Raw genomic sequence first — 12564 nt, 5'->3', positions numbered from 1 at the left:
TACAAGGTCAAAAACCGTTCTGATTCTGATCTTTGTATCATATACCGATTTACAAATCGATATATATATACTGATATACATATACTGATTTAAATGCACTGATTTAAATGAACTGATTTACATGCAGCAATTATCATGTGCGGTTCTCAAAATAAAGCAGATGATTTTGATAAATATTTATATATCCCAAACGGCAGATACGTTTTTTGAATCAGAAAAGGAGCAAAAATGGAGTCAATAAATCCCTATGCAAAAGCCAGAAATAAAATCGTTGCCATAAATGAATCCGGAAGGGAGGAGTCACAATTTTATCTGCTTCAGATGCCGTTTGGGCTGACTTATGAGTGCTGCCGGGTGTCTGAAGAGAAAAAGCGGATGAAATTAGTGGATCTTGCATTTGGAAAGCATGCTGATATTGAAGTAGACTTGAGTGACTATGATGAGCTGGAGCCCAGCAAAAGCCCTATGCATCAGCATAATTACTTTGAGTTTATGTATGTTCTAAAGGGAGAAGTCTGCCAGCATATTGAAAAAGCAAGCTATCAGTATCAGGCGGGATATGGATGTCTGCTTAACTGCAGCACGCGCCATAATGAAGAGTTTTCCACCGATTTTGAAGCTGTATTTCTGTGCATGTCTCCGGAATTTATAGAGGATATTATGAAGAAATGCGGCAGAAAACTCTATCGGGAGGGGGAAAAGAAGGAATCCGTCCTGTTTCATTTTTTTGATGACTGCATCAGGGAAACAAAAAATTATAAAAAAAATTATATAGATCTTGCCCCTGTGAGAAGCGATGCTATGTCTTCTGTGCACGAACAGATTTTACATTATTTTGATCAGGCGGCAGTAGAGCTTCTTAATACGAAAACAGGCAGCCTCTTTTTTATACAGGGTATCCTATGCTCGTTATTTGAACTTTTCGAAGACGGGGAAAAATTCAGGATGAGCCATATTCGTTTGGATTCAGGAAAAGAAGATCATCTGTTTGTGCGTCTGACGCAGTATTTAGAGCAGGAGCACCGTGCGGTAAGCAGAAAAGATATATCCTTAGCTTTCAATTACCATCCCGATTATCTGAATCGTATTGTAAAAAAGTATACCGGCATGACCCTTGGGGAATACAGTCAGTCCTTCGCATTAAAAGAGGCACAGAGAATGCTGGCGGAAGAAGGCAGGACGGTTACTTATGTAATGCAGGAACTGGGATTTACCAATCGCAATTATTTCTATCGTGTCTTTCAGCATAGGTATAAAATTTCACCGGGTGAGATGAGAAAAAATGGGCCTGACACGCCGGGTTTCAGCTGATCAGGTCTTTTACACGGTCACGATATTGCGTTACCGTACAACTGAAATATTTTTTGAAGCTGACGGAGAAATACTGGCTGTTTTTATAGCCCACCCGTTCGGCAATTTCATAATTCTTTAACTGGGTAGTACGGATAAATGCGCCTGCCCTTTCCATACGGATCTGGATCAGAAAATCGTAGAGATTGATACCGAATTTAGCTTTGAAAATACTGGTCAGGTAACAGTGATTAATGTTAAAATGACTGGCGATCATGATCAGGCTCAGTTCGGAGTTTCCATAGTTATGTTCGATGTATTTTTTTATGTTTAAGAGCAGACTGTCTGCTTCTGAGTTCAGGCTTTGCTGGGCGGTCTGGTAAGACTGGTAGAAATCATTCAGGTTATGCATGGTGGTACCATAGTGAAAAACAGCCTTAGTGTGAAAGACAGAATCCAGATAAAGGTTCACAAAGGATTCCAGTTCCCTAAGATATTCCTCAAAACGGGATCTGGCATTGCTGTCGCTGTTGGTATAAACCATGAAGATTTCCATAGTATCCATGCAGAAGAAAAAACTGCCCTTATATTTTGAGGTGAGCATATTGCAAAGATCCTGGATCCGGGTGCCAATATAATCCAGGGGCTGATCCTGCCCATAGGGAAAGTCTATAAAACCCACAACGCCCAGCCCCTGATTTAAATTAATATCAAAGGCTTTAAATACGGAATCATCCATTTCCTGAAAATTTTCCCTCATCAGTTTGGAGATATAATGTCGTTTTATCAGAGGATATTTTTCCTGGAGGATAAGATCAATATTTTTTTCTTTTTCCAGCTGGGACTGGGCTTTTTTGATAATAGAAAGCAGCTGCCCGGTATCAACCGGTTTGGTTAAATAATCAACCGCGTTTAGTTTAAGAGCCTGCTGTGCATATTCAAATTCTTTATATCCGGAGAGAAAAATAAATTTAAGATCCGGGTAATAATCCTTTGCGATCATCGCCATTTCAATGCCGTCCATAACCGGCATCTTTATGTCTGAGATAATAATGTCCGGCTTATGATCCTTCATATACTCCAATGCATCTATGCCGTCTCTGGCAGAGTAAATAAGTTCCATACCATTCTGTGCCCAATGAATCCTGTTTTCGATATTACGGCGGGCAATGGCGTCATCATCCACAAATAGTATTTTCGTCATTTATACATTCCTCTTTTCTATAAGGTATTTTGATTGTTACTGCAGTTCCTTTATCTAATTCACTTTGAATGGAAAGTCCGTAACCTTTTCCATAGGTAAGGCGGATACGGTCATGGACATTTTTCACGCCGTAAATTTTTACTGACTGATCCTTAAACGTACAGGCGGGGGCATTCAGAGAGGTTCTGATTTCCTCTAACACATTTTCTGCCATTCCCCCACCGTCATCTTCAATCCGGATATAGATATCATTTTGTTCACGGCTGACTGTGATCCGAATATGCCCATCGGTACGGTAAGGGCGAAGACCATGGTAAAGGGCATTTTCAACAATGGGTTGAAGCGTTATCTTAATGATAGTGCAGTCCATAAGTTCCCGGGGAATAGTAAATTCGTAGTGGAAATCTTCGAATCTGGTTTTCAAAATACCCAGATACATATCGGTATGAGTTAATTCCTCATTCAGGCGGATGATATCCCGCCCCTTGCTCACACCGATCCGATAGTACATGGCGAGGCTGTCAATCATCTGTCCTGCTTTTTCTGTTTCTCCCAGCTCACATAATTGTTTCATGGCATCCAGTGCATTGTACATAAAATGAGGGTTTATTTGAGAGTGGAGTGCCTGAAGCTGAGTAATCTGTTTTGCCTGCATTTCTGTCTGAAGCGAATCCATCAGCACCTGGATACGGGATAAGAGATTGTTGATTCCCTGGCTGATACGCAGCATTTCTTTGCTCCCGCTTCCCTGAATGGGAATTGCCAGGGTGCTTGCCTGTATGTGGTCAATCTGTTCTAATAGGTTTACAACTGGAAAAGAAAGCATCTGAGAAATTAGCAGGTATAAAATAGCGCATCCGGCGAGAACGATAACAGCCAGAATTGCAAGGGTGTTGGAAAAATCCCGATAGTCCAGAAACATCTCATCCATTGGTATGATTGCCAAAACACCTGCACCTTCCAGACTCAGCGGCATGTAAACGGCATAATGACCGCTGAGTGCAAAAGAGAGGCTGTCAGCTTCGGGCTGCGCTGCAACTTTCTCTTTGATCTGTATCAATTCAGTTTCAGTCAGATTGTCCAGTGTATGATTTCCGAAGACTGCGGTATCCTGATAGACAAGCTTACCGTCCTGAAGGATGGTTACACTGCTGTTTTCTGTGAGTCGGCAGTTTTTAATCTGGTCCGTGAAAAGACGGTCATTGATTCCTATGAGAAAGAATCCCTTAAGATCAGTATCCGTACTGCCTAACAGTTCAATAAGGCTGTAACCGGGAGCCTCATCCTGAGCATTTACAGCGTAAGGATAATCATTTCTGGAAGTGAGCCAGTTCAGCTGAAAAGGAGCACATCGATTATAATAATCTGAAAATTGAAAAGCGGGCTGCATTACGCAGTTAATCTTATTGGAGAGATACAAATTCACAGAGTTATCAGTAAAATATACCCCAATCGAGTCAATCAGAGTAGGATTATGTTCCAGAAAGCTGCGCAGGCTTTTGGAGAACTCCAGGTATTTTTCAGGAGTGACCGGTGCCTTATTATTTCCAATATTATCATGGATTTTATAAAATGTATGGGAAGAAGTCAATGAGTTCGAAAGATAATATACATTTTCCAGGCTGTCATTTATGGAATCCCGCGTCTGTGCAACCAGCGTTCTGGTATTTTTATCCATCATTTTAGAAAACCGGCTGGTACCAGTCTGATAGAAGACCATAAAGGTGATAGTTAGCAAAATTAGAAAGGGCAGGCAGAATATAATAATAACGAAGCGCAGGGAAAATCTGGAAAGCAGACGGTTCATATCAGGACCTCCGTTTTATCTGTTATAGTGGAACTTGTATTACTGAGAATTAAAATTTAGATTAATCATAGAGGCTGATGAATCCCTTGTCAATATATTTAAAATATTTTTGGATGCAAAAAGCAAATTCACAAAGATATTATAATATGATCTAAATTTATCGAATTTACGAACCTCAGAATGTGTGTTTAAATAAAAACATCCCGAAAAAACGTAAGTGTCATGAACTTGCGGATGTTTGTATCAAGTACTTGATTAAAGCGTGTCTGATAATAAATAACAACAGTCAAAAAATGAGGGAGGCAGCCGGGGCAGGGTGTTAGCAATGTTCAGATACGTTTTTACAGAATGAAAAGAGTGGTAAGGGTTGAAGAAAATATGAAAGTGAAAGGAAGCAACGCAGTGATTTTCAACCTGATTTAATTGCGGCAGCATAGCAGACAGGAGCTGCTGTACTGCAAAGGGTGCAGAAATGGAAAATGTAAGAAGAAATAAGGTAGTTTGGACTCCTTATCTGTTAATATTACCGGCGGTCTGTCTTATCGCATTTGTTTTAATTTATCCGCTTGGAAAGGTTTTTTATCTGGCATTTCAGAATTATAACCCCACGAAACCTTATATGAATGGATTTGTAGGATTTGATAATTTTATTCGTATTTTTACAAATAAAGAATTCTATACAGCGTTGGGAGTATCGGTAAAATGGGTAGTTGTGGAGGTAGGGCTTCAATTGGTTTTTGGTATGGTAGTGGCACTTATTCTGAATCAGAAATTTAAAGGCAGGGGGATATTCAGGGCATTGACTTTTGTTCCATGGGCGATGTCGGGCGTTCTGACCGCGGTATTGTTCAGTCTGATTTTTAATCAGCATTTTGGAGTACTGAATGATATTTTAATGAGACTGGGACTGATCAAAGAAAATGTGGCATGGCTGGCAGATACGAACCTGGTATTCGGCTCTGTGGCCGCAGCAGAACTCTGGCGAGGTATCCCGTTTTTTGCAATCAGTATACTGGCGGCAATGCAGGGACTTCCGGGAGAAGTTTACGAAGCAGCAAGGGTGGATGGCAGCAGCCGGGTAAAGACATTTTTATATGTGACGCTTCCCATGCTGAAAAATACCATTGTGCTCACAACACTGCTTCGTACAATCTGGGAATTCAATAGTGTGGATTTGATATACAGTCTGACAGGCGGAGGACCCATTGGTAAGACTACCACAATTAGTATGCTGATTGCCAACCAGGCGATTAAAACAAATAATTATGGATATGGGTCTGCGATTTCCGTTGTCAGCTTTGCACTTCTGGCAGTAGTGGCGATTGTATATATCAAAGCATCCGGTTTTGGAAAGGAGGAGGATTAACAAATGAAAGAGAAAAAAAGCGTCATCCTTTTTTTGCGCTGGCTGCCCCTTATACTGATTAATATCTTTGTTATTTTTCCGATTTTCTGGTCAATTGTTACGTCATTGAAAAATGAAAAGGATATATTAAAATTTCCGGTAGACTACCTGCCTTCAAATGCCACGATTGCTAACTTTGTTGAGGCATGGAAAAATGCGGGATTTGATATTTACTTTTTAAATAGTTTGAAAATCAGCATAATCTCTGTTCTGTTTATTATCGTTATAGCTACTATGGTCGGATATGCACTGACCAGGTATAAATTTAAAGGGAAAATGGCCTTCTTAGGGCTTCTTCTGGCGATACAGTTTATCCCGGCGGCGGTGCTGCTGGTTCCGCTGTTTAACATTTTTAACAGTGTGCATCTGGTTGGAAGCCATCTGTCCCTGATTATTGTAAATATTACTTTTCAGATTCCTTTTAACTGTATTTTAATGAAAGGGTTTGTTGAGGGTGTACCCATAGCACTGGAAGAAGCCGCCCAGATTGATGGATGCAGCAGAGCCCAGGGGGTATTCAAAGTAGTACTGCCTATGCTGGTACCGGGCATTGTCACTGTAGCAGCTTTTGCGTTTATCGGATGCTGGAATGAGTTTTTATTTGGTTTGATGTTCTTAAATGATCCGGTTAAATATACGGTGCCAATCGGATTGAAAATGATGCAGGGAGAATACAGTGTGAAATATGGAGCTATGGCTGCAGGTGCATTGATTGCTATGTCTATACCGGTAGGTTTATTTGCTTACTTGCAGAAATATCTGGTAAGCGGATTAAGTGCAGGAGCAGTCAAAGGGTGAGATGCATTTGAAAATTGAGATGATGAAGGAGATAAGGAAAATGAAAAGAAGAAAAATTACAGCGTTACTTTTAAGCTGCACTATGGCAGCAGTTTTGTTCGCAGGATGCAGTTCCGGATCAAAAGATTCGGCAGATAACAATGCAGCAGCAGACAGTTCGGAAACGGAGTCGGGGAAATCTGATGCAGCAGGCGGGAAAGTGGAGATCTCTTTTTGGGATAATAATGCGGATACGGTTCGTACGGAAATTTTTAAACAGATCATTGCAGAGTTTGAAGCAGAGAATCCGGATATTAAGGTAAATTTCGTCCCTGTTCCGGCTGATCAGGCGAAATCTAAATATGATGTGGCAATTCAGGGAGGGACTGCACCGGACTGCGGCATTGTGTCCCAGTATTGGATGAGCGATTTTATTATTCAAAATGCCCTGGTTCCATTAGATGATTATCTGGCTGGATGGGCGGATGCAGATCAGCAGCTGGAAGTATTCCAGGAGAGTATCCGGGACATGGCGCCGGACGGAAAAACATATGGGCTGGCACAAACTGTTACTATTCCTGCTGTTTGGTACAATACGAATATTCTAAAAGAAGCAAATATACAGGTACCAGAGGATTGGGATGAAATTATTACAGCTGCAAAAAAAGCAACAAATAAAGAAAAGGGTATTTACGGATTCTCTCTTCGCGGCGGTGCCGGAAATTCCCAGCAGTTCGAGCAGATGATGTATCAGTATTCCGGTATCACCCAGATGTTTGATGAAGATGGAAAATCCACAATTAACGACCCTGCACATGTGCAGCTCTTAGACAGCTTTGCAAAGATTTATAATGTCTATACGCCGGAGAGTGATATTACCAACGGGGCAACGGAAATGATTTCCGCCTTTGACTCCGGATCTGCAGCGATGATCTTCCATAATCTTGGATCATATGGACTGCACAGAGATACATTGGGGGCGGAAAATTTTGATTCCCTGGTAACCCTGAATTCTAAAAAAGATACAAAAGTAATTGTATCGAATGGCTGTATGGGAGTGTCCATTTTCAACAATTCCAAACACCCGGAGGAAGCATTTAAGTTTATCAGTTATTTATGTGAGAAAAATGGCAGCAGTAAGTTCAACGAAAAAATCGGTCAGGTACCTTGTAATAAAGAAGCCCTGGAGGATGACTGGGTAGCTAAAGCAGCACCGATTAAAGAGGCTGCGGATGCTTTGTTAGATGAAAATACGGAACTTGCAACACTGCCAATCAATGTAATCGGTTATTATGATCTCCATCAGAATGTCCTGGTCGAAGGCTTTCAGAATGTACTGCTGGGAAATACCAGTGCTCAGGAATTTTTGAATGATTGGGCAGATCAAATGACCCAGTTAAAAGCAGAATATGATGCCAATGTAAAAAATAAATAAACTAAGGGAAAGATGCTGTTACAATGACCTTTCCGGAATGAGTAAGAAAGGATGTTAAACGAAGATGATGTATAAGGACCATAAAATAAAAGACATGAAAATAACTTATATTGGCGGAGGCTCCAGGGGCTGGGCATGGGTATTTATGGGAGATCTGGCTAAAGAAGAGGCACTTGGCGGAACCGTGTGCCTGTATGATATGGATCAGGAAGCAGCCGGTCACAATAAAGTAATAGGTGATGCGCTCACAGCAAGAGCAGATACGCCAGGAAAATGGAAATACCAGGTGGCAGAGCGTCTGGAGGATGCCCTGACCGGAAGTGATTTTATTATTATATCTATTCTGCCGGGAACTTTTGATGAAATGCAGTCCGATGTACATGCTCCGGAAAAATATGGGATTTACCAATCAGTAGGAGATACGGCAGGACCGGGAGGAATGATCCGGGCAATGCGCACTATACCGATGTTTGTAAAAATAGCAGAGGGCATAAAGGATTTTGCACCAAAAGCATGGGTTATCAATTATACCAATCCCATGAGCATCTGTGTTAAGACTTTATATCATGTGTTCCCGAAAATAAAAGCATTTGGATGCTGTCATGAAGTATTCGGTACTCAGAAAGTATTAAAGGGAATTCTGGAGGAAACCACTCAGCTGACAGGGATTGACCGCAGTGACATCCATGTAAATGTTCTTGGGATCAATCACTTTACATGGTTTGACCAGGCATCTTATGAGGGAATCGACCTGCTGCCTGTTTACCGTGATTATGTTGAACACCACTTCGAAGAAGGGTATGAGGAGAATGATAAAAACTGGGCGAATTCTACCTTCAACTGTGCACACCGGGTGAAATTTGACCTGTTTTGTAAATATGGTCTGATCGCCGCAGCGGGTGACCGCCATCTGGCTGAGTTTCTACCTGGTGATATCTATTTAAAAGATCCCGGGACTGCGGCACATTGGAAATTCGGACTGACAACGGTGGAATGGAGAAAACAGGATTTAAAAGAACGGCTTCAAAAGAGCAGGCGTCTGGTATCCGGTGAGGAAGAAATGAAACTGGAGGATTCCGGAGAAGAAGGAATCGCTTTAATTAAAGCGCTGTGTGGGCTTACCAGAGTTGTAAGCAATGTGAATATTCCGAATACGGCAGGACAGATTAAAAATCTTCCGTTAGATGCGGTAGTAGAAACAAATGCCCTGTTCGAAAGGGATTCCATAAAGCCACTTTATGCAGGGGAACTTCCATGCAGTATTCTGGAGCTGACCATGCCGCATTTGGATAATCATGAGCGCACTTTAAAAGCTGCGCTTACCTGTAACAGACAATTGTTAATGGAAGCATTTCTTCATGATCCGCTGATTCATGAACGGCTTTCTGGGGAACAGACAGAATCCCTGATCAATGAAATGCTTCAAAATACCCGGAAATATTTACCGAAGGAGTGGCAGTTATGAGTTGGGAAGAAGCATTTCGCAATCCGCCGAAAGAAAACCGTATCCATCCTTTCTGGTTCTGGAACGGAGATATTACGAAAGAGGAAATAGAGCATCAGATAGAAGAGATGTCAGAAAAAGGGCTGGGAGGAATGTTTATCTGCCCAAGACAGGGGCAAACGGTGCCTTACCTTTCGAAAAAGTGGTTCGAACTGATCGAATTTGCCTGCCAGAAAGCAAAAGAAAATGGGCTGGAAAGTTGGTTGTATGATGAATACCCTTATCCTTCTGGCATGAGCGGAGGAGAGGTATTGCTCCGTCATCCGGAAGCGGAGCATATGGTTCTCCATCACTATGCATTTGAAGCGGAAGGCGGTGTGGAATTCACCAGAGTGCTGGAATTTGAAGAAATTCTCTATGCAGCCGCTTTTCAGGTTGTGGATGGACAGTGTGATCCGGAGCATCGGATTGATCTAAAGGATTTCATTGGGAATCTGCAGCAGACAGAAATTTATCAGAAAACAGGACTGACAGCTTATAATAACAAAAGATTTTTCACATACGGACCAAGGGAAGTACTGGTGGTGACACTGCCGCAGGGAGATTGGAGGATTGAAATTTACGGACAGGCGCCGCTTGGGGATTTTAAATATTACGGAGGATTTTTTGATCCCTGTAATCCCCGGGCAGTCCGAACATTTTTGGAGACTACCCATGAAAAATATGCCAGGCAGATCGGGGACCGGTTTGGAGACACCGTAATGGGGATGTTTTCCGATGAAGTGGGGATGTTAAGCCCCATTCCCTGGTCCAGGCGTGTTCCGGAAGAATTTGAAAAGAGAAAAGGGTATTCCCTGCTGGATAATCTGCCCGCACTTCACAACCATACCTGGGAAAATGCTTATAAAATCCGCTATGATATGTATGATGTAGTTCATCAGATTTTTGTGGAAAGCTATCATAAACAGGTTGCGGACTGGTGCGAAGAACACCATCTTTCCTATGCAGCTGAGGTTCCTTTTATGAGATTATCCACACAGCGTTACAGTACAATTCCGGGTGGAGACACTGCTCATGAAAAAGCGGGAAAAAGCCTGGAATGGATTTATGACAAATACCTGCGGCATTTCCGGTACAGTGCAAATGCAGTTGGTTCTCTTGCAAAGCAGCTGGACAGGAAACAGGCTTTAATTGAAAGTTTTCATAGTGTGGGCTGGACGATGACCATGCAGGATGCAAAATGGATGATTGACAGATTGGGATGCAGCGGTATCAATATGTTCAACTTCCATGCATTTTATTATACCATTGATTCCATTGCGAAACACGATGCACCTCCGTCACAGTTTCTTCAGAATCCTTATTGGAAAGAATATCGTCAGCTGGCTGACTATGTAGGGCGCATGTCTGTATTTATATCCGAATCAAAAGAGATCTGTTCCATTGCTGTTCTGGATCCGTCACCAACGTTGTGGTCCCTTCTGGGTGATCCTTTTCAGGGATTTCCTTACCGGGGAGAAGACCGGGAAGAAGAGAAGCTTTGTGATCAGATCAGGGATGACTGGGCTTATACTACCAAGACCATTCTGCTAAATCAGCTACAGTACGATCATCTGGATTCTGAGATGCTTCCTCAGTTTGAAGTGAAAAATGGCAGATTGATAATGGGCAGGGCATCTTATGGACTGGTAATTATCCCACCGGCATTTTTCTATGAAAAAGAAGCGCTCAATAAGCTTATGGAATTCCTGAGAGGGGGAGGGCATCTTCTATTTCTTGGGAAGCTTCCGGATAAATCCCTGGACACTGGAATTACCGATGAGGAGATGGAAATGAAGTGGCGTCATCTGTTAACGGAATATCCGGATCAGGTAACATTTCTGCCGTCTGCAGGTGCATTTAAGGATGCAGGTATGGAAGAAGCAATGATCAGCTGCTGCAGGAGAATTGTAGATGCTCCCTTTGAAATCTGTCTTAACGAAGAGCACAGGAAAGAATTCATAACTTCTATTCGTGCGGATGAAGAGGGCAATATCTATGTATTACTTGCAAACCAGGGGATGGATTATGTGGAAGCAGAAATAAAAAATAAAAGGAAGCATCTGTGTTTTTCGGCAGAACAGTATTGCCTGGATAATGGGGAAAAGCACCAGCTTGGTACGATAGAAGAAGGACTTACTCTGGAATTTGCACCGCTGGAAAGCAAGTGTATCTGCTTTTCGCCCCGAGAGAGCAGGGAAGCCGCATTATCATCCAAATTACCTAAAGTAACAATTGGAACGGAAGAGCCTATGCAGATAGAAATATCAGGGGGCAATATTCTTAGAATAGATCAGTTTCAGATGTCCCTGGATCAGATTCACTGGACAGACACGGAGGTAAAGACATTTGCAGAACAATGCGCAGAACAACCGGTATTGGCTGCCGAACAGTTTAAATTCGAAAGTGATTTTGGGACACCGAAGCAGGTACATATTCAATATCCGGTGAACGTTTCTTATCGAACAACGTTTCAAATACAGGAAATGCCGGAAAATATTGCTCTTTTACTGGATAAGCGGACTATTACCGGCAATTATGTGATTTGCATTAACGGGAATGAGATCAGAGAAAAAGATTTTAAAGGGGTTTTTATCAATGATCAAAATAATAGAATCTGTGATATTTCCCAATGGGTGATTCCGGATGTAAATATACTTTCAGTGGAGGTAGAAGTTGCGATAGAGTCGGACGGGATTCGTGATCCGCTGTATATCATAGGCAGCTTTGGTGTTAACGAGAGGCGTGAATTGATTAAAAAACCGGAGACGGCTCAATTTTCTCCTGATTTTACAGAAGGATTTCCTTATTACAGCGGGACGCTTACCTTTACTAAGGAGGTTTGCTTTGTAATTCAGGAAATGCCGGAAACATTCATCTTGGACTTTGATTTTAAAGATACGTGTCTGGAATGTCTGGAAGTCCGGATGAACGGACACAGCCTGGGTGTGAGGGCATATACCCCATATCAGTGGGAATGCAGACGGGAATACCTGAAAGATGGAGAAAATATTATTCAAATCAGGAGAATCAATACGCTGGCGAATATGTTGGATGGCACCTATTTCGATTATGGGAAACATGAATTGGTACCGATTTATCCGGTTTCTATAAAGCACATGCTTCCCGCAAGCAGTCTGCTGTAAGTGTCTCACCTTGGCAT

Annotated in this window: 8 protein-coding genes; 6 read left to right on the top strand and 2 right to left on the bottom strand. The window is 42.0% G+C overall.

All coding sequences use genetic code 11. From position 1 onward, the window contains the following. Window positions 1–228 precede the first annotated feature (228 nt). Window positions 229–1311, top strand: a complete 1083-nt coding sequence (locus CD03_RS0101290; protein WP_027292083.1) for a helix-turn-helix domain-containing protein — start codon at window positions 229–231, stop codon at window positions 1309–1311. Here CD03_RS0101290 and CD03_RS0101285 read toward each other — a convergent pair. Both CD03_RS0101285 and CD03_RS0101280 read right to left on the bottom strand, forming a co-directional pair. Next, window positions 1304–2494 (bottom strand): response regulator transcription factor, encoded by a 1191-nt coding sequence (locus CD03_RS0101285; RefSeq protein ID WP_027292082.1) that lies wholly within the window; start codon window positions 2492–2494, stop codon window positions 1304–1306. The two genes, CD03_RS0101290 and CD03_RS0101285, sit on opposite strands and share 8 nt — an antisense overlap. Beyond that, window positions 2469–4301 carry a sensor histidine kinase gene (locus CD03_RS0101280; protein WP_027292081.1) on the bottom strand — a complete coding sequence of 611 codons (1833 nt, stop codon included), beginning with the start codon at window positions 4299–4301 and terminating at the stop codon, window positions 2469–2471. The genes CD03_RS0101285 and CD03_RS0101280 overlap by 26 nt, the downstream gene beginning before the upstream one ends. Window positions 4302–4773: 472 nt before the next feature. Between CD03_RS0101280 and CD03_RS0101275 the strand changes: the two genes are divergently transcribed. The 5 genes from CD03_RS0101275 (at window position 4774) to CD03_RS0101255 (ending at window position 12547) form a co-directional block, all read left to right on the top strand. Next, window positions 4774–5667 carry a carbohydrate ABC transporter permease gene (locus CD03_RS0101275; protein WP_044288835.1) on the top strand — a complete coding sequence of 298 codons (894 nt, stop codon included), beginning with the start codon at window positions 4774–4776 and terminating at the stop codon, window positions 5665–5667. A 3-nt stretch (window positions 5668–5670) separates the two neighbouring features. Continuing rightward, window positions 5671–6504: a carbohydrate ABC transporter permease gene (locus CD03_RS0101270; RefSeq protein WP_027292079.1), complete on the top strand. Its 834-nt coding sequence runs from the start codon at window positions 5671–5673 to the stop codon at window positions 6502–6504. A gap of 40 nt (window positions 6505–6544) precedes the next feature. Continuing rightward, entirely contained in the window at window positions 6545–7918 is a 1374-nt protein-coding gene (locus tag CD03_RS31935; protein ID WP_197041609.1) for an ABC transporter substrate-binding protein, read from the top strand. A 64-nt stretch (window positions 7919–7982) separates the two neighbouring features. After that, window positions 7983–9383 carry a family 4 glycosyl hydrolase gene (locus CD03_RS0101260; protein WP_027292078.1) on the top strand — a complete coding sequence of 467 codons (1401 nt, stop codon included), beginning with the start codon at window positions 7983–7985 and terminating at the stop codon, window positions 9381–9383. Further along, window positions 9380–12547, top strand: coding sequence for a glycosyl hydrolase (locus tag CD03_RS0101255; RefSeq protein ID WP_027292077.1), 3168 nt, complete (start codon window positions 9380–9382; stop codon window positions 12545–12547). The genes CD03_RS0101260 and CD03_RS0101255 overlap by 4 nt, the downstream gene beginning before the upstream one ends. The last annotated feature ends 17 nt before the right edge of the window (window positions 12548–12564 follow it).

The organism is Robinsoniella sp. KNHs210 (assembly GCF_000686105.1).
GTDB classification, from domain to species: Bacteria; Bacillota; Clostridia; order Lachnospirales; family Lachnospiraceae; genus Robinsoniella; species Robinsoniella peoriensis.
Note: the sequence above shows the minus strand (reverse complement) of the source record. Positions and strands in the feature narration are given on the sequence as shown.